This window comes from Catenuloplanes sp. NPDC051500 (assembly GCF_044454585.1).
GTDB lineage: Bacteria > Actinomycetota > Actinomycetes > Mycobacteriales > Micromonosporaceae > Catenuloplanes.
This window is the reverse complement of sequence record NZ_JBITDX010000025.1, coordinates 77319-102883: the sequence shown is the minus strand read 5'-3', so window position 1 is coordinate 102883 and position 25565 is coordinate 77319. Positions and strand designations below refer to the sequence as shown.

Annotated in this window: 22 protein-coding genes; 9 read left to right on the top strand and 13 right to left on the bottom strand. The window is 70.4% G+C overall.

Annotated features, from left to right (window positions below; genetic code table 11):
• Positions 1–253: 253 nt before the first annotated feature.
• Positions 254–2098 (bottom strand): dihydroxy-acid dehydratase, encoded by a 1845-nt coding sequence (ilvD, locus tag ACIA8K_RS35145; protein ID WP_396067284.1) that lies wholly within the window; start codon positions 2096–2098, stop codon positions 254–256.
• A 164-nt stretch (positions 2099–2262) separates the two neighbouring features.
• Between ilvD and ACIA8K_RS35140 the strand changes: the two genes are divergently transcribed.
• The 6 genes from ACIA8K_RS35140 to serA all read left to right on the top strand — a co-directional run bounded on the left by ACIA8K_RS35140 (position 2263) and on the right by serA (position 11274).
• A complete protein-coding gene (locus ACIA8K_RS35140; RefSeq protein WP_396067282.1) occupies positions 2263–4533 on the top strand; it encodes a putative bifunctional diguanylate cyclase/phosphodiesterase in 2271 nt (756 codons plus the stop codon).
• Positions 4534–4829: 296 nt separating this feature from the next.
• The gene (locus ACIA8K_RS35135; protein WP_396067280.1) at positions 4830–6677 is read left to right on the top strand and encodes an acetolactate synthase large subunit; all 1848 of its coding nucleotides are present in this window, start codon (positions 4830–4832) and stop codon (positions 6675–6677) included.
• Between the two features lie 14 nt (positions 6678–6691).
• Positions 6692–7207, top strand: a complete 516-nt coding sequence (gene ilvN / locus ACIA8K_RS35130; RefSeq protein ID WP_396067278.1) for an acetolactate synthase small subunit — start codon at positions 6692–6694, stop codon at positions 7205–7207.
• Between the two features lie 47 nt (positions 7208–7254).
• On the top strand, positions 7255–8268 hold the full coding sequence (gene ilvC / locus ACIA8K_RS35125; protein WP_396067276.1) for a ketol-acid reductoisomerase: 1014 nt from the start codon (positions 7255–7257) through the stop codon (positions 8266–8268).
• A gap of 82 nt (positions 8269–8350) precedes the next feature.
• Positions 8351–9625: a mannosyl-3-phosphoglycerate synthase gene (locus ACIA8K_RS35120; RefSeq protein ID WP_396067274.1), complete on the top strand. Its 1275-nt coding sequence runs from the start codon at positions 8351–8353 to the stop codon at positions 9623–9625.
• Between the two features lie 77 nt (positions 9626–9702).
• The gene (serA, locus tag ACIA8K_RS35115; RefSeq protein ID WP_396067272.1) at positions 9703–11274 is read left to right on the top strand and encodes a phosphoglycerate dehydrogenase; all 1572 of its coding nucleotides are present in this window, start codon (positions 9703–9705) and stop codon (positions 11272–11274) included.
• 9 nt (positions 11275–11283) lie between these two features.
• Here the strand turns inward: serA and ACIA8K_RS35110 are convergent, their stop codons facing one another.
• Both ACIA8K_RS35110 and ACIA8K_RS35105 read right to left on the bottom strand, forming a co-directional pair.
• Entirely contained in the window at positions 11284–11649 is a 366-nt protein-coding gene (locus tag ACIA8K_RS35110; RefSeq protein ID WP_396067270.1) for a hypothetical protein, read from the bottom strand.
• A gap of 404 nt (positions 11650–12053) precedes the next feature.
• On the bottom strand, positions 12054–12830 hold the full coding sequence (locus ACIA8K_RS35105) for an FAD:protein FMN transferase (protein ID WP_396067268.1): 777 nt from the start codon (positions 12828–12830) through the stop codon (positions 12054–12056).
• Between the two features lie 187 nt (positions 12831–13017).
• Here ACIA8K_RS35105 and ACIA8K_RS35100 point away from each other — a divergent pair, with 187 nt between their 5' ends.
• Both ACIA8K_RS35100 and ACIA8K_RS35095 read left to right on the top strand, forming a co-directional pair.
• A complete protein-coding gene (locus ACIA8K_RS35100) occupies positions 13018–14046 on the top strand; it encodes a 3-isopropylmalate dehydrogenase (protein ID WP_396067266.1) in 1029 nt (342 codons plus the stop codon).
• A 145-nt stretch (positions 14047–14191) separates the two neighbouring features.
• Entirely contained in the window at positions 14192–15289 is a 1098-nt protein-coding gene (locus ACIA8K_RS35095) for a branched-chain amino acid aminotransferase (RefSeq protein WP_396067264.1), read from the top strand.
• A 318-nt stretch (positions 15290–15607) separates the two neighbouring features.
• On the opposite strand, the gene ACIA8K_RS35090 is transcribed toward ACIA8K_RS35095, so the two are convergent.
• From ACIA8K_RS35090 to ACIA8K_RS35070, 5 genes are all read right to left on the bottom strand, one after another.
• On the bottom strand, positions 15608–15922 hold the full coding sequence (locus tag ACIA8K_RS35090) for a hypothetical protein (RefSeq protein ID WP_396067262.1): 315 nt from the start codon (positions 15920–15922) through the stop codon (positions 15608–15610).
• The gene (locus ACIA8K_RS35085; RefSeq protein ID WP_396067260.1) at positions 15922–16140 is read right to left on the bottom strand and encodes a hypothetical protein; all 219 of its coding nucleotides are present in this window, start codon (positions 16138–16140) and stop codon (positions 15922–15924) included. The genes ACIA8K_RS35090 and ACIA8K_RS35085 overlap by 1 nt, the downstream gene beginning before the upstream one ends.
• Positions 16141–16400: 260 nt before the next feature.
• Positions 16401–17129 (bottom strand): tyrosine-protein phosphatase, encoded by a 729-nt coding sequence (locus ACIA8K_RS35080; RefSeq protein ID WP_396067326.1) that lies wholly within the window; start codon positions 17127–17129, stop codon positions 16401–16403.
• A gap of 73 nt (positions 17130–17202) precedes the next feature.
• Positions 17203–17739 (bottom strand): PRC-barrel domain-containing protein, encoded by a 537-nt coding sequence (locus ACIA8K_RS35075; protein ID WP_396067258.1) that lies wholly within the window; start codon positions 17737–17739, stop codon positions 17203–17205.
• Positions 17740–17807: 68 nt separating this feature from the next.
• Entirely contained in the window at positions 17808–18341 is a 534-nt protein-coding gene (locus ACIA8K_RS35070; RefSeq protein ID WP_396067255.1) for a carboxymuconolactone decarboxylase family protein, read from the bottom strand.
• Between the two features lie 199 nt (positions 18342–18540).
• On the opposite strand from ACIA8K_RS35070, the gene cimA reads away from it, so the two are divergent.
• Positions 18541–20121, top strand: coding sequence for a citramalate synthase (gene cimA, locus ACIA8K_RS35065; RefSeq protein ID WP_396067253.1), 1581 nt, complete (start codon positions 18541–18543; stop codon positions 20119–20121).
• Between the two features lie 7 nt (positions 20122–20128).
• On the opposite strand, the gene ACIA8K_RS35060 is transcribed toward cimA, so the two are convergent.
• The 5 genes from ACIA8K_RS35060 to ACIA8K_RS35040 all read right to left on the bottom strand — a co-directional run bounded on the left by ACIA8K_RS35060 (position 20129) and on the right by ACIA8K_RS35040 (position 25481).
• Positions 20129–21076, bottom strand: a complete 948-nt coding sequence (locus tag ACIA8K_RS35060) for an endonuclease/exonuclease/phosphatase family protein (RefSeq protein ID WP_396067323.1) — start codon at positions 21074–21076, stop codon at positions 20129–20131.
• Positions 21077–21251: 175 nt separating this feature from the next.
• Positions 21252–22268 (bottom strand): endonuclease/exonuclease/phosphatase family protein, encoded by a 1017-nt coding sequence (locus ACIA8K_RS35055; protein WP_396067251.1) that lies wholly within the window; start codon positions 22266–22268, stop codon positions 21252–21254.
• Positions 22269–22314: 46 nt separating this feature from the next.
• The gene (locus tag ACIA8K_RS35050; protein WP_396067249.1) at positions 22315–22680 is read right to left on the bottom strand and encodes a response regulator transcription factor; all 366 of its coding nucleotides are present in this window, start codon (positions 22678–22680) and stop codon (positions 22315–22317) included.
• A gap of 138 nt (positions 22681–22818) precedes the next feature.
• The gene (locus tag ACIA8K_RS35045) at positions 22819–24159 is read right to left on the bottom strand and encodes a M16 family metallopeptidase (protein ID WP_396067247.1); all 1341 of its coding nucleotides are present in this window, start codon (positions 24157–24159) and stop codon (positions 22819–22821) included.
• Positions 24156–25481, bottom strand: coding sequence for a M16 family metallopeptidase (locus ACIA8K_RS35040; protein ID WP_396067320.1), 1326 nt, complete (start codon positions 25479–25481; stop codon positions 24156–24158). Before ACIA8K_RS35040 ends, ACIA8K_RS35045 begins: the two co-directional genes overlap by 4 nt.
• Between the last annotated feature and the right edge of the window lie 84 nt (positions 25482–25565).

Genomic DNA, 25565 nt, shown 5'->3' with positions numbered 1-25565 from the left:
GGGGGGCGGGGGCTGGCCCCATTCTGTCGTCACCCCCCCCCCCCCCCCTCGCCCCCCCCCCCCCCCCCCGACACCCCACCCAGCGAAAGCCGCGAGACAAACCCAAAAGCAACGAAAAGAGCGAAGCTCTAAACGCAACCACCCACGGACCAGCCGGCCCGCGGGAGCAAACGAATCAAGACCACAGCGAAAGCGGGAAAATAAAAAGGCCTCCGACGCCAAGACGACGCCGGAGGCCCACAGTAAGGACCGCCTACGGCACTCGCCGATACGCCCCGTCCGACGCCGACGTCGCCATCGACGCATACGCCCGCAGCGCCGCCGACACCGGCCGGTCACGATCGATCGGTGTGAACGGCTTCTCCCGCTTCTCCTGCGCGATGCGCCGAGCCTGCAGCACGTCGTCCGGGACGTTGAGGTGGATGGAGCGGTTGGGGATGTCGATGACGATCTCGTCGTTCTCTTCGACGAGCGCGATCAGGCCGCCCGAGGCCGCCTCGGGTGAGACATGTCCGATGGACAGCCCGGACGTGCCGCCCGAGAAGCGCCCGTCGGTGATCAGGGCGCAGGCGCGGCCGAGGCCGCGGCCTTTCAGGAAGGACGTCGGGTAGAGCATCTCCTGCATGCCGGGGCCGCCGCGCGGGCCTTCGTAGCGGATGACGACCACGTCGCCGGCGACGACGTTCTTGGCGAGGATGCCGGTGACGGCGTCGTCCTGGGATTCGAAGACGCGTGCGGGGCCGGAGAACTTCCAGACCTCCTCGGGCACGCCTGCGGTCTTGACGACGCAGCCGTCCGGCGCGATGTTGCCGAAGAGGATGGCGAGGCCGCCGTCGGCGGTGTAGGCGTGCTCGTGGTCGCGGATGCAGCCGTCGGCGGCGTCGGTGTCCAGCGTGGACCAGCGGTTCGACGTGGAGAACGGCTCGACGGTGCGGACGCCGCCGGGGGCGGCGTGGAAGAGTTCGAGAGCCTCGGGCTTGGTGGCGCCGGAGCGGATGTCCCAGTCGGAGAGCCAGGTGTCCAGGGACGGGGCGTGGACCGAGCGGACGTCCTTGTGGAGGAGGCCGGCGCGGTTGAGTTCGCCGAGGATCGCGGGGATGCCGCCGGCCCGGTGGACGTCTTCCATGTGGTACTTCTGGCTGTTCGGCGCGACCTTGGACAGGCATGGCACGCGGCGGGAGATCTCGTCGATGTCGGAGACGGAGAAGTCCATCTCGGCTTCGCGGGCGGCGGCGAGCAGATGCAGGATCGTGTTCGTGGAGCCGCCCATGGCGACGTCGAGCGCGACCGCGTTCTCGAATGCGGGGCGGGAGGCGATGGCCCGGGGGAGCAGCGACTCGTCGTCGTTCTCGTAGTACTGCTTGGCGATGTCCACGATCAGGCGGCCGGCCTCGATGAAGAGGTCTTTGCGGGCGGCGTGGGTGGCCAGCGTGGAGCCGTTGCCGGGCAGGGCCAGCCCGATCGCCTCGGTGAGGCAGTTCATCGAGTTGGCGGTGAACATGCCGGAGCAGGAGCCGCAGGTGGGGCAGGCGGAGCGCTCGATGACGCCGAGCTGCTCGTCGGAGACGTTGTCGTCGACGGAGGCGACCATGGCGTCGATCAGGTCGAGCTTGGAGTGGACGACGCCGTCGACGGCGACGGTCTTGCCGGCCTCCATCGGGCCGCCGGAGACGAAGACGGTGGGGATGTTGAGGCGCAGCGCGGCCATCAGCATGCCGGGGGTGATCTTGTCGCAGTTCGAGATGCAGACGAGCGCGTCGGCGCAGTGCGCGTTGACCATGTATTCCACGGCGTCGGCGATCAGCTCGCGGCTGGGCAGCGAGTAGAGCATGCCGGCGTGGCCCATGGCGATGCCGTCGTCGACAGCGATGGTGTTGAATTCGCGCCCCACGCCGCCGGCCTCGGCGATCGACTCGGCGACGAGACCGCCGAGGTCCTTGAGGTGAACATGACCCGGCACGAACTGCGTGAAGCTGTTCGCGATGGCGACGATCGGCTTGCCGAAGTCGTCGTCGGTCATTCCGGTGGCGCGCCAGAGAGCGCGGGCGCCGGCCATTGTCCGGCCGTGCGTGGAGGTCCTTGACCGCAGCTGGGGCATGACGTCAAGTGTTGCACCGAGGTAAACCGAACGGCAGGGTAAGGCGCTCCTTACGTCCACCACGCGGGACGACGTGGCCGACGACACCCGGATTGAGTGACCGGATTACCACGCTTCGCACACGCTGTCCCCCACGCCGGTCATTTATCCGGCACAGTGAATACGTGCACCTACCCCCTGGTGTCTGGATCGCCGCGCTCGCCGCCGCCCTGTCGGCCGTCCCGGCCTCGGTCATGCTTGTCTCGTCCGCGCGCCGCCGGGCTGGTCGTCGCCGGCACGCGCACCATCTGCTCGCGGCCGGCAGTGCGATCACCGCGCTGACCGCTGTCGCCGGGCTTGTGGTGTCGTTGAGCATGACCGCGCCGGGCGGCCGGGACACGGCGCGGCTGATCGCGCTCGGCATGGTGCTCGGCGCCGGCACGCTGCTCGGCGGGATGTTGATGTTGCCCGGCGCCGCGGACACCGGCGCGACCGCGCTTCAGCACCTGCTGGACGGGCTGGCGATCGCCGGTGCGATCTGGTTTCTGGGCTGGGTGCTGGTGACCGCGCCGACCCGCGTGCTCGGTGACCGCACTCCGGTCCCGTGCTGGCTGTTGCTGCTGCCGCTGGGCGTGGGTGTGCTGGCGTTCGGTCTGACCACGATGGTGTCGGTGCGCATGCCACGGCCGCGCGCCGGGTCGGTGGGCGTCGGCGCGGGCATCACCGCGGCCGCGCTGGCCGGGGCCGGTGTGTCAGGTGGCGTGTGCCAGCAGTGGGCGGGCGTGGTGCTTGTCAGCGCGCTTGCGCTGCCGGCCGGCCTGACCGTGATCGCGGTGGCGGCGCGGGCCACCGACCGGGAGCCGGATCCGGCCGAGGTCGACACCACCCGGCGCGGCGCGGGATTCGTGTTCCTGCCGATGGTGCTGCTCACCGGCGCGGCCGGCTACCAGATCGCGAGGACCGGCTCCATCGGTGCGGTCGGCGCGCTCTCCGGCGGCCTGGTGCTTGTCGCGCTTGTCGGCCGGCAATATCTGGCGTTGCGGGACGTGCGGCGCGGCGCGGAGCGGCTCCGGGAGCGGGAGGCGCATTTCCGCGGCCTGGCCCACACCGACCCGCTGACCGGCCTGGCGAACAGGCGCGGCATGCTGCGCGTGCTGCACCAGGAGGCGTTCTCCGGCGTGCGCGGGCCGTGCGTGCTGCTCGGCATCGACATGGACGGGTTCAAGAGCGTCAACGATCTTCGCGGTCATGACGTGGGCGATCAGGTGCTGCTTGAGGTGGGCGGCCGGCTGCGGATGAATCTGCGGCCCGGCGACGCGGTGGCCCGGCTCGGCGGCGACGAGTTCGCGGTGCTGATGTGGGCCGGCGAGGACGAGGCGGAGCGGGCGGCGTACCGGCTGCTCGACGCGCTCGCCGCCCCGTACGAGCAGGGTGGCGGGGTGGTGTTCCTGTCGGCGAGCATCGGGCTCGCGCCGGCCGGGAGCGCGGCCGATGTGGAGACGCTGATGCGCAACGCTGACCTGGCGCTCCGCTACGCGAAGGTCAAGGGCAAGAGCCGGGTCGAGCGGTACGAGCCGGGGTACGACCATCTGCTGCGGCGGCGGACCACGCTTGAGCACGAGCTGCGCGGCGCGATCGAGCGGGACGAGTTGCGCGTGGTGTTCCAGCCGGTGGTGGCGCTGCCCTCGGTCCGCCCGGTCGGTGCGGAGGCGCTGCTCCGCTGGACGCATCCGGAGCTGGGCGTGGTCGGGCCGGACGAGTTCATCCCGGCCGCGGAGGAGTCCGAGCTGATCGCGAAGCTGGGCCGGTGGGTGCTGGACCGGGCGTGCCGCCAGCTGGCCGGGTGGCTGGCCGAGGGCTACGACGTCTGGGTCTCGGTGAACGTGTCACCGCGCGAGCTGCACTCGCCGGATTATGTCGGGCAGGTGGCGGAGGTGTTGCGCACCCACGGGGTGCCGCCGCAGCGTCTGGTGCTTGAGGTGACCGAGCACGCGGTCGCCACCGATCTGGACGAGTTGTGCCACCGGCTGCGTGAGCTGCGCGACACCGGCGTGCGGGTCGCGTTGGACGATTTCGGCGCCGGCTATTCGTCGTTGGGGCAGCTCAGGGACCTGCCGGTGGACATCCTCAAGATCGACCGGAAGCTGGTGGCCGCGTCCGAGCCGCTTGTCGACGTGGTGGTCCGGCTGGGGCACCGGCTGGGCCTTGAGGTACTTGCCGAGGGGATCTCCACGCCCGCCCACCGGGCCGTGGTGGAGGAGTCCGGCTGCCGCTTCGGCCAGGGGTTTCTCTTCGGCGGCGGCGTTCCGGCCGAGCACCTGGAGGCACAGTTGCGCGCGGCCGCGTCCCCGTTGCGTGTCCCGGCCTCGGCGAGCGGCGGACGGCTGGCCATTTCCGCAGGTCAGATCGCTCCCGCAGCGATACCCGGCCCGGACGGGGAAGGCTCGTCCGGGTGAAACAACCGCCTCCGTGAACCAATATGTGGGATAGGTTGACTCATCGCGTGAGATGAGCCAAGCTGTGGACATGTCCCAGCACCAGACCGTCTCGTTCGCGATCACCCGCGACCTCCGGTCCTCTCGAGTACTTACCTGAGCGCACTCTCCTCGCTTGAGAGTGCGCTGGCCCCGTGTGATTCCGCACGAGGGCCGTTTTTATTGGCCAGGTAGGCGCGCCTCGGTCCTTACCAGGGCCGGACGGTTGACTAAATCGAGAATGTGAAGCACCGAAGGTCCGAAAGGTCCGAACAGCCATGAGCAGACCCACGCCAGAGACCCTCGCCCACCGAGCCCACGCGTTCGCCGCGTCGTCCTCGGCTGCCACGCCCGCCACCCCGGCCGCGCCTGTCGTCGCCCCGACGCCGGTGACCGGCGCCGCGTCGCTCGTCAAGTCGCTCGAGGCGCTCGGCGTGGACGTCGCGTTCGGCATTCCCGGCGGCGCGATCCTCCCGGCCTACGACCCGCTCTACGACTCGAAGGTCCGGCACATCCTGGTCCGGCACGAGCAGGGTGCGGGACACGCGGCCACCGGGTACGCGCAGGCCACCGGCAAGGTCGGCGTCTGCATCGCCACCTCCGGTCCCGGTGCGACGAACCTGGTGACGCCGATCGCCGATGCGTACATGGACTCGGTGCCGATCGTGGCCATCACCGGCCAGGTCGCCCGGCCGTATATCGGGACGGACGCCTTCCAGGAGGCGGACATCCAGGGCATCACGCTGCCGATCACGAAGCACAACTTCCTGATCCAGCGCCCCGAGGACATCCCGCGGATCCTGGCCGAGGCGTTCCACCTGGCGATCACCGGCCGCCCCGGCCCGGTCCTTGTCGACATCCCGAAGGACGTGCTGCAGGCGCAGACCACGTTCAGCTGGCCGCCCACGCTCGAGCTGCCCGGTTACCGGCCGACGCTGCACCCGCACGGCAAGCAGATCCGCGAGGCGGCCCGGCTGATCAGTCAGGCCCGCCGCCCGGTGCTCTACGTCGGCGGCGGCGTGCTGAAGGCGCACGCGACCGAGAGTCTGCGCAGGCTGGCGGAGCTGACCGGGATCCCGGTCATCACCACGCTGATGGCGCGCGGCGCGTTCCCGGACTCGCACCCGCAGCACATGGGCATGCCCGGCATGCACGGCTCGGTCACCGCGAACTACGCGATGCAGAAGTCGGACCTGCTTGTGGCGCTGGGGGCCCGGTTCGACGACCGGGTGACAGGCAACCTGGAGAACTTCGCGGTCGGCGCGAAGATCGTCCACGCGGACATCGACCCGGCCGAGATCGGCAAGAACCGCGCGGCGGACGTGCCGATCGTCGGCGACGCGCGGCACGTGATCGACGAGCTGATCACCGCGATCGAGGCGGACCACGCGGCGCACCGCACCGGCGACTACGCGGCCTGGCGGTCCACGCTGGAAGGACTCCAGACCAAGTACCCGCTGGGGTACGACGAGCCGGAGGACGGCACGCTCTCCCCGCACTATGTGATCGAGCGGATCGGCAAGATCGCCGGCCCGGACGCGGTTTACGCCGCGGGCGTCGGCCAGCACCAGATGTGGGCGTCGCAGTTCATCTCCTACGAGAAGCCGTACACCTGGCTGAACTCGGGCGGTGCCGGCACGATGGGCTACGCGGTCCCGGCCGCGATGGGCGCGAAGACCGGCCGGCCGGACACGGTGGTGTGGGCGATCGACGGCGACGGCTGCTTCCAGATGACCAACCAGGAGCTGGCCACCTGCGCGCTGGAGGGCATCCCGATCAAGGTCGCCGTGATCAACAACGGCAACCTGGGCATGGTCCGGCAGTGGCAGACGCTCTTCTACGAGCAGCGCTACTCCAACACCGAGCTGGGCACGCACAAGCACCGCATCCCGGACTTCGTGAAGCTCGCGGACGCGCTCGGCTGCGTGGGCCTGCGCTGCGAGACCGCCGCGGACGTGGACAGGGTGATCGAGGAGGCCATGGCGATCAACGACCGCCCGGTCGTCATCGACTTCGTGGTCGGCAAGGACGCGATGGTCTGGCCGATGGTTCCGGCCGGTCTCAGCAACGACGAGATCCTGTTCGCCCGGGACATGCGCCCGGACTTCCCCGACGACGCGGTCTGAGAGGCACCCCCGTCATGACGAAGCACACGCTCTCCGTGCTCGTGGAGAACAAGCCCGGCGTGCTCGCGCGCGTCTCCGGGCTCTTCTCCCGGCGTGGATTCAACATTGACTCGCTGGCGGTCGGCGAGACCGAGCACCCCGAGGTCTCCCGGATCACCATCGTGGTCAACGCGGACTCCTCGCCGCTTGAGCAGGTCACCAAGCAGCTCAACAAGCTTGTCAACGTCTTGAAGATCGTCGAGCTGGACGCGGGCTCCGCGGTGCAGCGCGAGCTGCTGCTGGTGAAGGTGCGCGCCGACCGTACCGTCCGGTCGCAGATTCTCGAGACGGCGAACCTGTTCCGCGCCCGCGTGGTGGACGTCGCACCGGACACCCTCACGATCGAGGCGACCGGCACGGCGGACAAGCTTGACGCGTTGCTGCGCGACCTCGAGCCGTTCGGCATCAAGGAGATGGTCCAGTCCGGGATGGTGGCGATCGGCCGCGGGTCGCGCTCCATCACCACCGGACCGGCTCTCCGCGCCGCTTAAATGCTTTTCAAACACACACCGGCTTCGGCCGTACGAAAGGGAAGTTGATGTCCGCAGAGGTCTTCTACGACGACGATGCCGACCTGTCGATCATCCAGGGCAAGAAGGTCGCGGTCCTGGGCTACGGCAGCCAGGGCCACGCCCACTCGCTCTCGCTCCGGGACTCGGGTGTCGAGGTCGTCATCGGCCTGCCGGAGGGCTCGAAGAGCCGCCCGAAGGTCGAGGAGCAGGGCCTGAAGGTGCTCACCCCGGCCGAGGCGTCCGCCTGGGCCGACGTAATCATGGTGCTGGCGCCGGACACCGTGCAGCGCACGCTCTACACCGAGTCGATCGCGCCGAACCTGACCGCAGGCAAGGCGCTCCTCTTCGGCCACGGCCTGAACATCCGCTTCGAGCTGATCAAGCCGCCGTCCGACGTGGACGTGGCGATGGTCGCGCCGAAGGGCCCGGGCCACCTGGTCCGCCGTCAGTACGTGGACGGCAAGGGCGTCCCGGCGCTGGTCGCGGTCGAGCAGGACGCGACCGGCGGCGCGCAGGCGCTCGCGCTCTCCTACGCGAAGGCGATCGGCGGCACCCGGGCCGGCGTCATCAAGACCACGTTCAAGGAGGAGACCGAGACCGACCTGTTCGGCGAGCAGGCGGTCCTCTGCGGCGGCGCGTCCGCGCTTGTGCAGACCGGTTTCGAGGTGCTCACCGAGGCGGGTTACGCGCCGGAGATCGCGTACTTCGAGTGCCTGCACGAGCTGAAGCTGATCGTCGACCTGATGTACGAGGGCGGCATCGCGCGCATGCGCTACAGCGTCTCGGACACCGCGGAGTTCGGCGACTACACCCGCGGCCCGCGCGTGATCAACGCGTCGGTCAAGGCGGAGATGCAGAAGATCCTCTCCGAGATCCAGTCCGGCCAGTTCACCCGTGAGCTGATCGAGGACGACGAGGCCGGCCGCCCGGCGTTCACCAAGTACCGCGAGCAGGGCGCCGCCCACCCGATCGAGGTGACCGGCAAGAAGCTGCGCGACATGATGAGCTGGGTCGACCGCCCGATCACCGAGACCGCCTGATTCCTGTTCTGACCGAGCGCGCCGGGACCCACGGGTCCCGGCGCGCTTTTCGTCTACCGGCTCTCCGGGTAAGGACCCCGGCATGCGCCTGGAGCAGCACCTTCGAGACGAGCGCTTCGGCGCGGTCCGCATCCACGAGCTACAGCGGGTGGTGGAGCTCGACTCCGGGCGCCACCCCGCCGGCCGCGCCGGGGACAGCGAGATCGTGCCCGCCGACGAGATCGGCGACGTCCTGCGCCAGATGGTGATCGTCGTGCCGTGCATGGACGAGCCGCGCCGGGTGATCGAGGGCGTGCTGGCCGGCATTCCACACGACTGCCTGATCGTGCTGGTGTCGAACAGCGAGCGCACGCCCGTGGACCGGTTCGCGATCGAGGTGCAGGGCGTCGAGGACTTTTGCCGGATCGCCGAGCGCGCCGCAGTCGTCGTCCACCAGGGCGACCCGGGCCTGGCGTCCGCGATCAAGGCTGCCGGCCTGCCGGAACTGCTCGACGACGACGGGCTGGTGCGCGGCGGCAAGGGCGAGGCGATGCTTATCGGCATGGCGATCGCAGCGATGACCGGCCGGGCCTACGTGGGCTACGTGGGCGCGGACAACCACGTGCCCGGCGCCGTCCACGAGTACGTGACCGCCTACGCGGCCGGACTGCGGCTGGCCGGTGGGCCGTACGCGATGGTCCGGATCCCCCGGCACCCGCGCCCGGTGGTGCGCGAAGGCCGGCTGTTGCTGGACGGGACGGGCGGCGACGCGGAGATCACCAACTACTTCCTGAACCGGGTGCTGGCCGAGCACTCCGGGCTCGCCACCGAGATGATCGCCACCGGCGATGCGGGCGAGCGCGCGCTGAGTCTGCCGCTGGGCCTGCGGTTGCGGGCGGCAGGTGGGCGTGCGGGCGAGGCGCACGAGTTCGTCGACCTGTTCGCGCAGTTCGGCTCGCCGGAGCAGGAGGCCGTCACGGTGCTGCAGATCGAGATGCGCGACTCGCAGTCACCTGACGAGGCGAGCGCCGGGGACCCGGGCGCCGGGAGTGAGCCGGGGCGCTGGGCGGACGTACTCGGCGCGCTCTACCACTCGCCTGTCACGCCCCCTGTCGTACGCGAGGAGATCGTGCGGTTCCTGGCCGATCGAGGTCTGTCGCAGCCACGCCCGGAGTGGATCTATCCGCCGCTCGCCGCGCTCGACTTCGACCTGCTCAAGGAGGTGCTGGCGCGGGAGGCCGGCACGTTCCGGGAGATCGACGGGCGGGTGGTGGCGACCGGGCCGATCCTGCCGAACCCGCTCGGTGTGACGGCCGGGCGCGCTCCGGTGCCCGAGATCGACGACGAGCCTGTCCCGATTGACGAGGTTCTCGACTAACGATTTATCGCCCATCGGCGCGGCGAGACTCGGGCGTAGCCTCACAAGATCGGTCATCATCGATCTTGTGAGGTCCCATGTCGCCCGTCGTGCTCGTCGCGGAGGAACTCGCCCCGGCCGCGCTGGCCCTGCTCGACCAGGACTTCGAGGTCCGGCACGTGGACGGCGCCGATCGCGCCGCGCTGCTGCGCGCACTGCCCGGCGCGGCAGCGGTGCTGATCCGCAGCTCCACCCGGATCGACGCGGAGGCGATCGAGGCCGCGCCGGGTCTGCGGGTGGTCGCCCGGGCCGGCGTCGGGCTGGACAACGTGGACATCGCGGCTGCCACCGCGCACGGCGTGCTTGTGGTGAACGCCCCCACGTCGAACATCATCTCCGCCGCCGAGCAGGCCGTGGCGCTGCTGCTGGCCGTGGCCCGGCACACCGCGAGCGCGAGCGCGGCCCTGAAGGCGGGGGAGTGGCGCCGGGCCCGGTACACGGGCGTGGAGGTGGCCGGCAAGACCGTCGGCGTGGTCGGGCTCGGCCGGATCGGTGTGCTGTTCGCGCAGCGGATGGCCGCGTTCGACACCCGGCTGATCGCGTACGACCCGTACGTCCAGCCGGCCCGCGCGGCCCAGCTCGGCGTGCGCCTGGTGACGCTCGACGAGTTGCTCGCCGCAAGCGACTTCATCTCCGTGCACCTGCCGCGTACCCCGGAGACCGTGGGGTTGATCGGTGTTCGCGAGCTGTCCCTCGTCAAGCCGGGCGTGCGGATCATCAACGCCGCGCGCGGCGGCCTGATCGACGAGCAGGCCCTGGCGGACGCGCTGGCCGAGGGCCGGGTGGCCGGCGCCGGCGTGGACGTCTACGCGAAGGAGCCGTGCACGTCGTCGCCGCTGTTCGGGCACGAGAGCGTGGTCGCCACCCCGCACCTGGGCGCATCCACAGTGGAGGCGCAGGACAAGGCCGGGCTGGCCGTGGCACGCAGCGTCAAGCTGGCGCTGCACGGCGAATTCGTGCCGGACGCGGTGAACGTGCAGGCCGGCGGCGTGGTCGACGAGGAGGTACGGCCGCTGCTGCCACTTGCGGAACGGCTCGGCCGGGTCTTCACCGCGTTCGCGGGCGCGCTTGCCGCGAGCGTCACGGTGGAGGTGCGGGGCGCGATCACCGCGCGAGACGTGTCGGTGCTGCGGCTCGCCGTGATGAAGGGCTTGTTCACGTCAGTGGTGGCGGAGCGGGTCACCTACGTCAACGTGCCGGCGCTGGCCGCTGCGCGCGGCCTGGAGATGTCGCTGACGGCCGGGGACACGGAAGGGCCGGCGGAGGTGTGCGTCCGGGGCGTGCTGCCGGACGGGCGGGCGCTGAGTGTGTCCGGCGCGGGCCGCCGTCTGACCGAGGTGGACGGTTTCGCGCTGGAGCTGGCGGCGGAGGGCGTGCTGCTGTTCTTCACCTACGCGGACCGGCCCGGTGTGGTCGGCACTGTCGGCTCGATCCTCGGCAGCGCCGGGGTGAACATCGCCGGAATGCAGGTCGGGCGGCGTGCGGCAGGGGGCGAGGCGCTGATGACGCTCACGGTGGACTCGGCCGTGGGCGTGGAGCTGCTCGCCGCGGCCGCGGAAGCCATCGGCGCTGCCGCCGCGAGCGCGGCGGACCTGCGCGACGACACCTGACAGAAAAAATCAGTGGGGAGGGTAGGCGGTGGCCTGCGGTGGATAGACCGATCCGCCCTGAACGTCCAGAAGCATGAGATTGTGCGCGCCCGCCAACTGCTCGATGAAGAGCAGCACCTCGTCCGGGCACGTCTCCACCAGCTTGATCTCCACGTGGTCGCGCGCCACGTGCAACGGCTTCGCCTCGTAGGGCGACGCGTTGCCGGTGGCGAAACGATCGGGATATCGGGCTGTCAGGTCGGCATAGAAGGCATTGATGCGCCGGTCGGGTACGCCGGCGGTGTGAATGCCCGCCATGCACCGCTTATGTCCGGCCGTCACGTCGGCAGGCTCACCGGTCCGGTCTAGCGCCCAGACCACCAGGTCGAAACTCACCGGGGAAGAATGCCATCCGCTGCCCCATCGGTCACTTCGGCCCCGACCGACACGCTCGGTTTCTGGTCGTCGCTGCGCTCCTCCGGGCTCGTCGCCACGTCCGAAGAAGCCGGTGTCAGGCGGACAAAGAGCGTCCGACTGACACCGGCTTCTTCGGACGTCCGCGCCTCACGACGTGGTCGAGACAGCGGTGGGTTCGGAGAAACTGCAGATGAGAAGCCATGGGGCGCGACTGAGCGATACGTAAGACAGCCGGGCGCGGGCGTCGTGTGACGTGATCAAGGAAGGGATGGCGGGGGCATCACCGCACCGCGTGGATCTGCGAAAAAAATTTGTGGTCACAGGAAGCCGATGCGGTCGAGTGCCGTGGCGTCGAGCCAGGCGGAAGGAAGCGACGACCACACTCAGAGCCGGCCGGTACGGTCCAGGGCGCGGTAGCCGTCGGCGGTGGGGAACCAGCTGAGCGCGGTCGGGCCGGCGGCGTAGAGGGCGATGGCGTAACCGTTCGCGGCGGAGAGCTCGGGGCCGACCACCGTGGTGAGCGCGAAACCGTCCGCCTGGTGGCCTGTGTGCGGGTCGACGATGTGATCGCGGCGGCCGGCGGCGCCGGTGGTGGCGACCGCGCCGGAGGTCAGCTCAAGCGTCTCGATCACGCGGCGGCCGTCATACGGGTCCCGGACCGCGATCTTCCACGGGCGGTTGGCGGGGGAGTGGCCGCGCACGGTCACGTCCGCACCGGCGTGGATCGCGTAGTTCTCGATGCCGGAAGCGCGCAGCCGGGTCGCGGCCCGCTCCACCGACCAGCCCTTGACCAGGCCGCTCGGGTCGAAGCCGCCCGGCACGGCCCACGCGTCGAACCAGCCATCGGTCGCGGCGCGCATCAGGATGCAGCGGTCGACCAGGTCGGCGAGCGGGGAGTAGAGGTCCGCGGCGATCTCGCCCCGGCGGAACCGGGAGACCAGGCTGCGCTCGCGGAGCGGGCCGAACGTGGTGTCGAGCGCGCGCAGCTCCGCGACCGCGTCCGCGAGTGCCTCGCCGGCGCCCCGGCGGTCCATCGCCTGCGGCGCGGTGAAGCAGAAACCGAACTGACTCGCCCCGACCTGCACCTGGTGGCGGACCACGATGCCCTCGGCCCGAGTGCGGCCGAGCAGGCTGTTCCTGGTGGCGACTGTGGTGGTCATGGTGCTTCCCCCGTCGGTGACGACTCTGTCCAGGGATCACCGTAGGCTCCGCGCCTGAACCACAGGTGGCCGTCGCCTATAAGTTTCCTGTGCGTTACCGGACCGGTATGTGGGACGGCCGTACCGATTGACGGGACGGGGGCGTACCGTCGGCAAGGTCTTGGCAGCTTTTTTGAGGAGTGCGGGCGTGACACGGATCGCGGTGGTGGGCGGCGACGGCATCGGCCCGGAGGTGACCGCTCAGGCGATCAAGGTCATTCAGGCTGTCCTCCCCGGCGTCGACACGGTCGACTACGACCTCGGCGCCACGCGCTACCACCGTACCGGCGAGGTTCTTCCGGATTCTGTCCGTGATGAGCTGGCCGGCTTCGACGCGATCCTGCTCGGCGCCGTCGGCGACCCGACCGTCCCGCCGGGCGTGCTCGAGCGCGGCCTGCTGCTCAAGATGCGCTTCGACTTCGATCAGTACGTGAACCTCCGCCCGTCGAAGCTGTGGCCCGGCACCACCGGCCCGCTCGGCGCGGTCAAGCCCGGCGAGATCGACTTCGTGGTCGTCCGCGAGGGCACCGAGGGCCTCTACGCGGGCGCCGGCGGCGTCCTGCACCGGAACACGCCCGCCGAGGTCGCCACGGAGGAGAGCCTCAACACGCGGCACGGCGTCGAGCGGGTCATCCGGGACGCGTTCGCCCGCGCACAGCGCCGCGAGCGCCGCAAGGTCACGCTTGTGCACAAGACCAACGTGCTCACCCACGCCGGTGGTCTCTGGGCCCGCACGTTCGACGCGGTCAAGGCCGAGTTCCCGGACGTCACCACTGAGTACCAGCACGTCGACGCGGCCGCGATGTTCATGGTCACCAACCCGTCGCGGTACGACGTGGTCGTCACCGACAACCTGTTCGGCGACATCCTCACCGACATCGCCGCCGCCGTCACAGGTGGCATCGGGCTCGCGGCAAGCGGGTGCATCAACCCGGAGCGCCGCTTCCCGTCCATGTTCGAGCCGGTGCACGGCTCCGCGCCGGACATCGCGGGCAAGGGCGTGGCCGACCCGGCCGCGGCAGTGCTCTCCGCGTCGCTGCTCCTGGACCACCTGGGCCACGCCGACGCGGCCGCCCGAGTAACCGAGGCGGTCGCGAGCGAGCTGGCCGCCCGTACCCCGGGGGCCCCGCTGCGTACCGCCGACGTCGGTGACCGGCTGGCGGCCGCTGCTTCCTAGACAGCTCGCACCATCCGGTCGTAACGCCCCTCGTGCGGGGCCGTTCGGTCGGACTCCGTCTGCATCCACGGCCCTGTGTGCCCTTGAACGCCCGTTCGGGGTAAATTTCAGCAAACCGTGAACTGCATATGGAGGTACCAGCGCTATGAGCGGTGGTGACAAGCTCGACTTCGAGATCCGTCCTAATCCCGCCCCGGTTGCCGCCGCTGACCGCGCCGCGCTCCTCACGAACCCGGGTTTCGGACGGGTCTTCACCGACCACATGGTCACCGTGCGGTACGCGGAGGGCAAGGGCTGGTACGACGCCCGTGTCGAGGCCCGCGCGCCGATCCCGATGGACCCGGCCTCCGCGGTGCTGCACTACGCACAGGAGATCTTCGAGGGCCTGAAGGCGTACACCACTGCCGACGGCGGCGTCTCGATCTTCCGCCCGGACGCGAACGCACGCCGCTTCAACAAGTCCGCCGACCGCATGTCCATGCCCGCGCTGCCCGAGGCCGCATTCCTCGACTCGCTTCGTGAGCTGGTCACCATCGACCGGGACTGGATCCCGACCGACGCGGACGGCAGCCTCTACCTGCGCCCGTTCATGTACGCAAGCGAGGTCTTCCTCGGCGTCCGCCCTGCCCGCGAGTACCTCTACCTGGTCATCGCGTCCCCGGTCGGCGCGTACTTCTCCGGCGGCGTCAAGCCGGTCACGGTCTGGGTCTCGCCCGACTACACCCGCGCGGCCCCCGGCGGCACCGGCGCGGCCAAGTGCGGCGGCAACTACGCCGCCTCCCTGGCCGCCCAGGCCGAGGCGATCGAGGCCGGCTGCGACCAGGTCGTCTTCCTCGACGCCGTCGAGCAGAAGTACGTCGACGAACTCGGCGGCATGAACATCTTCTTCGTCTTCGACGACGGCACCCTTGTCACCCCGCCGCTGACCGGCACCATCCTCCCCGGCATCACCCGCGAGTCGGTCATCACGCTCGCCCGCGAGGCCGGCCACGAGGTCGTCGAACGCCCGATCAGCTTCGACGAGTGGCGCTCCGGCGCCGAGTCCGGCCGCATCCGCGAGGCCTTCGCCTGCGGCACCGCCGCCGTCATCACCCCGATCGGCACCGCCCGCTTCCCCTCCGGCGAGTTCACCATCGGCAACGCCACCTCCGGCGAGGTCACCATGACCCTCCGCCAGCACCTCGTCGACATCCAGCGCGGCTCCGCCCCCGACCCCCACTCCTGGATCCACAAGATCTTCTAAGCCCGACAGCGAAGGGCGCCCCCGTACCCCGGAGGCGCCCTTCGCTTTCACGTTCTTCAGCCCTCCAAGCCTTGCCGCAACGCTTCGTCGCGGCAAGCTTCCGAAAGCGCCCACCCAACACCTCAAGCCGTTCATTCACCCAGTTGATCCCACATCACCACCCGAGGCCTCCCGGCGACACCGGTCGTCGCCCAGGGGCTCCTCCCTGCCAGCGCCGTGGTCGCAAGATCAACCCCAGGCGGCCGGTGGCGTGGACAGCAAAGTCCGCACCCGCCGTCGGCCGGGTGCGGACTCGATGTCGCCGGGGAGCGGCGTGTGTCAGAGGTTCTGAAGTTCGCGCACGCCGCGCTTGGTCGCCTCGAAGCGAGGCCAGCCGGCGGTGCTGCAGCCGGCGGCGTGCAGAGCCGTGCGGACATCGCTGAGGATCTTGTTGGTGGCGACCTCGAAGCTGTCCGTTTCGATCTCGGCCGCGAAATCGACTGTGCGCTCAGCGAGCCGCGCGGCGATCTGCACCTCGACCCCGAGCGCGTCAAGGTGCTCCTGAACGGCATCGAGGAACTCCTCGAACTGTTCGTCGGTGCCATGAGGGGTGCTGCTGAACGTCATGTCCAGCGCCAGGCGAATACCGCCCATCAGTCCTCCCAACATGTTGCTCGTCGCAGCTGACCGAGCAGGTTGCGCAGGTAGTTAGCCCCGGAAGGGGACAGGTGCACCGTCTTCATGCACTTCTTCGGACACGGGCACTTCATTTTGAAGTATTTGTCGCCGCCGCCGGTGATCGTCCAGTCCTTGACTTCGGCCTGCCGCAATACAGCCTCGAGTTCGCCGTTCGGATGACGCTTTCGTGGCACGTGATACCGATCCTCGTGTTATCGAGGCTACCCAGGTTCCGCAGCGGACGACAGATGGTCCGCTGATCGGATCCGGGACGCGGAGATGAAGGGTTCAGCTTGCCTGGCCTCCGAGTTCCGGACACCAGGCATGAGAGCGCTCAGGTCTCTACGCGCCACGGTACCGGCCGCTACCGCAAGATCGCAGTCCGCACATGCCGATGTCACCCTGTCGGCAGAAGCGCCGGCAGGGTGATGCAGGTCACCGACGACCGCGGACGTCAGGTGAGCAGGTGGGTGCGCATGGCGGAGATGGCGGCGGGGGTGAGGCCGGCGTGGAGGGCGTAGGACTCGATGGAGCCGTGTTTTGCGCGCAGCTCCGCGAGGAAGGTGGCGATGGTTTCGGGCTCGGAGCCGAAGAAGGGGGTGGGGTAGGCGCCGGAGCCGGCCCAGGTGGACTTGACGTGGGCGGAGAAGCGGGCCGACGCCTCGGTGCTCAGGGCGTAGTCGGCGATGATGTCGTCGTCGGAGACGCCGAGGAGGCCGAGGGTAAGCGCGACTGTGATGCCGGTGCGGTCCTTGCCGGCGACGCAGTGGACGACCACGGGGGCGGCGGATTCCTCAGCGATCAGCGTCAGCGCCTCGGCCCAGCCGGCGGCACCGGTCTCGGCCATGTCGCGGTAGCGGTCGGCCATCCAGCGGGCGTTGGTGAGGCCGCTGCCCTCGAACGGGGTGTCCTCCCACTCGGCGTGCTCCGGGTGGATGTGGTGGTAATCCAGGCCGAAGTGCTCGGGGACGCGGCCGTCGCGGGTGATCTCGTGCGGGCGGCGGAGGTCGATCACCGACTTGACGCCCAGGGCGCGGAACGCGGCCTCGTCGGAGGCGTCCAGGCGGTGCAGCGAGTCGGAGCGGAACAGGCGGCGCCAGCGGACCGTGCGGCCGTCGAGCCCGGGGTAGCCGCCGACGTCGCGGAAGTTGAAGGTGGCCGAGAAGGGGTAGCTACGCGTCATCTCCACTCGGGGAAGAGTAACGGCCGGTGGGGCTGCAACCCCACCGGCCGTTCAGTTGATCACGCTCGCCGGGTTACGGCGTCGGCGGCGCGATCTGACTCGGCGTTGCGTACGAGTCGCCGTAGTAGCCGCCGACCTTGTCCCGGTAGACCGGGTCGCCGTGGCGTTCGTCGTCGAACTCCGGAGCGGCCTTGATCTGCTCCTTCGTGCGGTCCACATAGACCTTGTGGTCGTCGTGGTCCACGTTGTTGACGACGCCGGCCGGCAGCATGACCTTCTTGCCGAAGATCCACGGGCCGGTGTCGACCACCAGGTACCCGGCGCCGGCCTCGGTGCTTGCCGAATCGACCTTGCCGATGTGGCCGTCGGTCGCCTCGACCTTGTAGCCGGCGAGAGCGGCGCCGGACATGCCGGCGTCCTCACGGTAGGCCCAGGCGTCCCAGTTCTGACTGTTGCCGACCGCGCCCGCCGGCGTCGCGCCGGTGAAGGTGGTGCCCAGGGCGTCGCTGGTCACGGACTCGTGGCCGAGACGGTCGGGGTCGGGGGACTGGAACGGCGTGCCAGACGTGTTGTCGTACGCGTTCGTCGTCTGAGGTGTAGGGCCGGTCATGATGGCTTTCCTCCTCTTGTCGACTGTTCTGCTCTGTCGATGATTGGCATACCCGGCCCGCCGGACGTCTAACCTGAAGACTCCATCGAATCGACGGTGACCGCTGCCGCGTGCACCACTGCCGCGATCCGCAGCGCCTCGTGCACGGCCTCGCGGGTCAGGCCGGCACGGCGTACCCCCTGGTCGTGGTTGTCCAGGCAGACGGCGCAGCCGGCGATCGCGGAGACCGCGAGGCACCACAGCTCGAAGTCGGCCTTGGTGACGCCGGCGGCGGCGAGCACGGGCGAGGTGATCGCGCGCATGCGCAGGCGGGCCGGGTGGACGTCGCCGATCATGTGCTGCGCGCGGTAGTAGACGTTGTTCATCGCCATGATCGAGGCGGCCGCGCGGGCCTGCTCCACGACCGGTGCCGGCAGACGTGCGGCGGCCTCGGCGGCGAAGACGCGCATGACCGTGGCATTCCGCGCGGTGATCGCGCAGGCAAGCGCCGCGCCCCACGCCTGTGCGCCGGTAAGCGGCGTCTCGACGAGCACGCGCGTGAGATTGACGCGGAGATCGTCGGCGTAGGAGGGAAGCGATTCTTGCAGCTCAGAGAGATTCACCCTGCAGGTCCGTCCCGGATTGTGGGTTTCTGCCACCACGGTATGGACAGTAGTGGCAAGCTGGCCAACGTGACTTTCGCCGCCCTGATTATTGGCACCTAGCGCATCGGCCGACCCCTCGCCGATGCGCAGACCTCCCGCGACCGCGGGGGGTCTTTTTGTTGCGACCCCTGTAAACCAGTCAAAAGAAGGTATCGCCATGGATTACCAGGTGTTCGACACGACGCTCCGCGACGGCGCGCAGCGCGAGGGGATCAGCTTCTCGGTCGTCGACAAGCTCGCCGTCGCGCGGCTGCTCGACGAGTTCGGCGTCGGGTTCATCGAGGGTGGCTGGCCCGGCGCGATGCCCAAGGACACCGAGTTCTTCCGCCGGGCCCGCACCGAGCTGACCCTCAAGCACGCGCAACTGGTCGCGTTCGGTGCCACCCGGAAGGCCGGCGTGGACGTGGCGGACGACCCGCAGATCCAGGCGCTTCTCGACTCCGAGGCGCCGGTCGTCTGCCTGGTCGCCAAGTCCGACATCCGGCACGTCGAGCGCGCGCTGCGGACCACCGGAGATCAAAACCTGGCGATGGTACGGGACAGCGTCGCCCACTTCGTCGCCAACGGCCGGCGCGTGTTCCTCGACTGCGAACACTTCTTCGACGGCTTCCGCTTCGACCCCGACTACACCGCGTCGGTGGTGCGGGCCGCGCTTGACGCCGGCGCCGAGCGCGTGGTCATGTGCGACACGAACGGCGGCATGGTCCCGTCCCGGATCACGGCCGCGATCTCCGAACTGACGGCGAAGCTGGGCATCGGCGCCGACCGGCTCGGCATCCACTGCCAGAACGACACCTCCTGCGCGGTCGCGAACACGATCGCCGCAGTCGAGGCAGGCGTGAAGCACTTCCAGTGCACCGCCAACGGCTACGGCGAGCGCCCCGGCAACGCCGACCTCTTCGCGGTGGTCGGCAACCTGCAGTTGAAGCTCGGGCTCCCGGTCCTACCGGACGGGTGCCTGGAGAAGGCGATGCGCGTCTCGCACGGCATCGCCGAGATCGCCAACATCGCCCCCGACACCCACCAGGCCTACGTCGGGGCCGCGGCATTCGCTCACAAGGCGGGGCTGCACGCGAGCGCGATCAAGGTGGACCCGGTGCTCTACAACCACGTCGATCCGTCGGTTGTCGGCAACGACATGCGCATCCTGGTCACCGAGATGGCCGGCCGGGCCAGCATCGAGCTCAAGGCCAAGGAGCTCGGTGTCGACCTGGCCGGCCGGCCGGAGGCGCTGTCCCGGGTCACCAAGCGGGTCAAGGAGCTTGAGGCGGAGGGCTGGAGTTTCGAGGCCGCGGACGCGTCGTTCGAGCTGCTGGTCCGCTCCGAACTGCCGGGCGCCGAGCCGGTCCTGCCGTTCGCGCTGGAGTCGTACCGGGTGATCGTGGAGCACCGGGAGGACGGCGCCGTCGTCTCCGAGGCGACAGTCAAGGTCCGCGTCGGCGACCAGCGCGTCATCGCCACCGCCGAGGGCAACGGCCCGGTCAACGCGCTCGACGAGGCGCTGCGCCAGTCGCTGTCCGCGCACTACCCGGTGCTCGCCACGTTCGAGCTGGCCGACTACAAGGTCCGCATCCTGGAGGGCTCGCACGGCACTGCCGCGGTCACCCGCGTGCTCGTCGGCACGAAGGCGGCCTCGGACGGCGGCTGGACCACTGTCGGCGTCCACGAGAACGTGGTCGAGGCGTCCTGGCACGCGCTTGTCGACGCGCTGACCTACGGCGTGAACCACCCGGCCTGACCGCTCCTCAGTCCTCGCGGGGCAGCGACAGCTCCGCGAGGACCGGCCGGTGGTCGGAGCCGGGCAGGTGCAGGACGCGCAGCGACTCGACGCGGATGCGCCGGTCCGCGAGGACGTGGTCGAGCTGGACCGGCGGGATCAGGCTGCCGTCGTAGGGCCCCCAGGTGCCGGTCAGGCCGTTGCCGGTGACGTCCGCCGCGTCCTGGTAGCCGGACGCGATCAGCGCGCGCAACGGGGAGTGGTCGAGTGTGGAGTTGAAGTCCCCGAGCAGCAGCCGGACCGGCCCGCCCGGCGTGGCCCGCGGCTCATTCTCGAGGTCCGCGCGCCAGTCGTCGAGCACCGGCAGACCCCACGGCGCCATCGGGTGTACGGACTCCGCGATCACCGGCCGGCCGCCCGGAACCGTGACGGTGCCGTAGGCCTGGGCGAAGCCGGACGTGTGCTCCCGGACGCCGGTCTCGGTGAGCGGGTAGCGGGAGTAGAGCGCGGACCCGGCCGCCGAGTTGATCGGGTGCAGCTGCCGGTACGGCAGGAGGGTGGCGAGCCCGCGCGCGTCAAGTTCGGCGGCGACGTCCGGCGTGAACTCCTGAACCGCGAGCAGATCCACCCGGTTCTCCCGGATCAGCGCGATCAGCGCGTCCGGGTCCGCGCCGCCGCCCAGCACATTCGTGGTCATCACGCGCAGTTCCGGCCCGCCGCCCGCACCCCGGTCCGCGTCCGGCAGCGCCCGAGGCAGCACCATCGCGGTCAGCGCGAGCGCGGCAAGCGTGGTGAGCACGGCCGTCGGCCAGCGGCGCAGCGCGAGCATCAGGACGGCGAGGACCAGCGTGGCCGCGGTGACGTAGGGCGTGAACGCGATCAGCTGGATGATCGGGCCGTGGTCCAGGCCGAGGCCGCGGATCAGCGCCCAGGCCGCGCACGGCACTGCGGCGACCCAGCAGAGGGTGGTAAGCAGCTTGGGCTTCGGCTTCTTGGGCTTCGGCTTCTTGGAAAGATCCACACTCACATGCGGGAAGGTATCGGTCCTGAGCGGGCAAGGGCCAGGACATGCCACTGTGTGTCACCCGACGCAACGATCCGGACGGCCGGCAGCGTCAGCACGGCAGTCAGCGTCAGGACGGCGATCAGCGTCAGGCCGGCGGCAGAGTGAGGACGGCCAGCACCGCCCGGTGGTCCGAGCCTTGCAGGCCGAAGACGTCGACGCTCTCCACGCGTACCCGATGATCGACAAGCACGTGGTCGAGCGTGACCGGCGGGATGAGCGCGCCGGCGTACGGCCCCCAGGTCCCGGCCAGCCCGCTGCCGTCCACCGCTGCCGCGTCCCGGTAACCGGTCTCCAGCAGCCCGAGCAGCGGCGAGTGGTCAAGCGTGGCGTTGAAGTCGCCGAGAAGCATGCGGACCGGCCCGTCCGGCGTGGCCGGGGTGAGCATGGTCAGGTCCGTGCGCCATTCGTCGCTTGCCCACGGGCTCCACGGCGCCATCGGGTGTACGGACTCGGCCAGCAGCGGCTGCGCCCCGGGCACCACGACGGTGGCGAAGGACGCGGAGTGCCCGAGGTACGGCGCCACCGGCGACGGCGACGGGGCCCGGTGCGTGCCGCCGTCGCTCAGCGGGTGCCGCGAGTAGAGGCCGGAGCCGCTGGTGCCCTCCTCCGGATTCGTCTGCGCGTACGGCAGTTGCCCGCCGATGCCGCCCGCGACCAGCGCGGCGTCGAGCGTCGGCGTGTGCTCCTGCAGCGCGAGCACGTCTACGTCCTGCGCGTCGATCAGCGCGAGGATCGCGTCCGGATCGGCCGCGCCGGCGAGCACGTTCATGGTGAGCACCCGGATCCGCGGTCCACCGCCGTCACCCCGGTCGGAGTCCGGAACCGCCCGGGGCGCCACAAGCGAGACAAGCGCCGCGCCGGTGAGCAGTGCGACCACCCCGGCCGCCCGGCGGCGGAGCAGCAACGCGGCGAGGGCGACGGCGAACGCCCCGGCCGTCACGTACGGGGTGAACGCGATCAGCTGTACGACCGGCCCGTAGTCGAGCCCGCCCACGCGCGTCCCGGTCCACGCCACAAGCGTGCTGGCGGCCACCCAGCAGACCACCCCGGCCCAGCGCGGCCGTATCCATACCCGCGGTGCCGGCTCGATCTGCGATTCCATGCCCGGGACTGTAACCGTGTTGATCACCACGGCGCCGCACGGGCGGTCAGCGTGTCAGGGCGCGTACGTGGGCGACCAGGTCAGCCAGCGCGAAAGGCTTGGTCATGTAGTCGGCCGAGACCTCGGCGGCCCGGCGGCGGTTGTCCGTGCTGTCCCGGGCGGTGAGGAACAGGACCGCTGGTGGCTCGGGGGAGGCGCGCATCTCGTCGGCGACGTCGAAGCCGTTCTTGCCGGGCATCATCACGTCGAGGACCACCACGTCGGGGTGGACGGTGGCGGCGGTGGCGACCGCGCGGGGGCCGTCGGGGGCGGTGACGACCTCGAAGCCGGCCGCGCGAAGCGTCATCGAGAGCAGTTGGCGGATGTTGGCGTCGTCGTCGGCGACGAGCACGCGCCCCGAAGCGCCGGTCATCGGACCTGTCCCCGCCGTCTGCCCATGAGCGGACCTTGCCGTATGAGGCTGCGCCTGTGGTGAAGCCATGCTGTGAGACCGCTGTGAGCCGCCCGCAAAAGGGTGGGAACCGGACACGGTCCCCACCCTTCCGGGTGATCAGGCGTCCACTACCTCGCCGAGGCCGGTGGCTGCCAGGTCGTCGCGGATGAGGGCGGCGTCGCCCTCGACCACCATGGTCAGGCCGCGCGGGTGCAGGTGCGTGGCCGCGGCGGCGGAGACCTCGTCGACTGTGGCGGAGAGCAGCGACTCGCGCAGGTGCGGGTAGTAGTCGTCCGGCAGGCCGTGCACGATCAGCGTGGCAAGCGCGCCGGCGATCGCGCCCGGCGTCTGCATCTCCACCGAGAGCTGGCCGGCGCGCCAGGAACGTGCCACCGCCAGCTCGTCCTCGGTCACGCCCCCGGTCTGGGTGCGGCTCATCTCGCCGATCGTGTCGATAAGCGCGGGCGCGGTGAACTTCGTCTGCACGCCCGCGCTGATCAGCAGCCGGCCGAAGCGCCGGGCCAGGCCGAAGTCGCCGCGGATGCCGTACGTGTAGCCGCGTACCTCCCGGATCAGGTGGTTCAGCCGGGAGGTGAACGCGCCGCCGAGCACGGTGCCGGTGAGCGTCATCGGCACGTAGTCCGGGTGGGCGCGGTGCGGCGCCCGGTGGCCGAGCCGCAATGTGGACTGCACCGAGCCGGGCCGGTCCACCAGGATGATCTTCCGGGTGTCCGAGATCGGCACGTCGAGCGGGCCGGTCGTCTCGATGCCGGACGGCGTGGTCCCGGCGAACGCGGTCGCGGCCAGCGCGTCCAGGTCGAGCACGTCCAGGTCGCCGACGACGACAAGCACGCCGGGCCGGGTCAGCCAGGTGCTGTGGAACGCGGTCACGTCGTCCACTGTCACGGCCGCGACCGAGGTGGGGTCGCCGTGCAGCGGGCGGCCGTAGCGGTGGCCGGCGCCGAACAGGTCGGCCCGCAGCGCCGCGTCCGCACGCGGGCCGGGGGAGGCCCAGTCCATCTTCAGGCCGGTGACCTCGTCGTCGCGGACCCGCTCCACGTCCGCCGGGCGCAGTGCGGGCGTGCGGGCCGCCTCCGCGACCAGTTCCAGCGCGCGCGGCAGCAGATGTGCGGGCGCGGACGTGCCGACCATGAACGTGTCCCAGTCGGCAGAGCTGGACAGCTCCGCACCCAAACCCTCCAGCGCCAGCGCGTACGCGGTGGCATCGCACGTCGCGGTGCCCTCCTCAAGCGCCTTCGCCACGACTGATGCGAGCCCTTCGCGGCCGGCCGGCTCGTGCCCGGCGCCGCCGTCGAGCAGCAGCGTCGCGACCGAGAGAGCCTGGCCGGGCAGGTGGGCGGCGATCACGCGGCCACCGGCGATGTCCCGGCGGACGATCCGGGGGAACGTGTACGGCCGCGGCGCGCCGGTGCCGGGCCGGTCGGAAACCAGCGTCACTTGTCGTTCTCCTCAGCGGCGTCGGAAGGCAGGTAGACAAGCGTGACCCGGCTCTGCGCGGTCAGCAGCGCGGCGGCCGCGGCCTGCAGCTCGGACAGCGACACGGACAGCCAGGACGGCAGCTGATCGCCGATCCGCGCCGGGTCGCCGAGCTGGGTCGCGTACCGGCCGAGCAGGTCGGAGCGCCCGCCCGCGGTGGACACCTGCCGCCACCACTGCGTGGTGAGCAGCGCCTTCGCCCGCTCGATCTCATCGACCGTGATGTCGCCCGCGGCCAGTTCGGACAGCACGGCGGTCAGGCCGGCCTCAAGCGTGTCCGCGTCGACGCCGTCCTTCGCGGTGGCCGAGATGATGATCGGCGCGGGCGCGTAGGCCAGGTCCACGCCGTACGCGCCGATGTTGTCCGGCTGGGCGAGCCGGTCACGCTCGACGAGCCGCTGGTAGAGCCGGCTGCCGCGGCCGTTGCCGAGGATGCCGGCCAGCACGGTGATCACGTCGTAGTCGCGGGTGCCGAACGGCGCGGTGCGGTGCGACAGGTAGAAGCGCGGCGCGGGCACGTCCGAGCGGACGACCTCGCGGGCCGGCTCGGTCAGGGCGCCGGGCAGCGCGGACTCCGGCGGCGGCGGGATCTCACCGGACTCGATCGCGCCGAAGTACTTCTCCGCGAGCGCGAACACCTCTGCCGCGCTGGTGTCGCCGACCACTGTCAGGACCGCGTTGTTCGGCCGGTAGTAGGTGGTGTGGAACGCCTGGAACGTGGCCAGGTCCGCCGCGTTCAGATCCTCCATCGAGCCGATCGTCGAGTGGTGGTACGGGTGGCCGGCCGGGTAGAGCAGCGGCAGCAGGCGCAGCCAGGCGTCGCCATACGGCACGTTCTCGTACCGCTGGCGGCGCTCGTTCTTCACCACCTCGCGCTGGTTGTCGAGCGTCTCCTGGGTGAGCGCCGGGACCAGGCCGCCCATCCGGTCCGCCTCAAGCCAGAGCGCGAGCTCCAGGTGCTCGGCCGGCACGGTCTCGAAGTAGTTGGTGCGGTCCGGGTTGGTGGTCGCGTTGAGCGAGCCGCCGGAGCCCTGGATCAGCTTCATGTGCTCGGTCTTCGCCACGTGCGCGGACCCCTCGAACATCAGGTGCTCGAAGAGGTGGGCGAAACCGGTCTGGCCGTCCGGCTCGTGGCGGGAGCCGACGTCGTACCAGAGGTTGACGGCGACCACGGGCGCGGACGGGTCCTCGCTGACCACCACCCGTAGTCCGTTGCCGAGCCGGGTGGTCTCGATGGGCCACGGGTACCCGGTCGTGGTCTCACCGGGCGGGTTTGCAGACAGCACGCAGCCTCCCTCTCACAGTCGGAGCAGCTTCCCAGTATTCACCGCCGTCCGCCGGGAGAGGGGGTGGTACGCGCAGGGCGT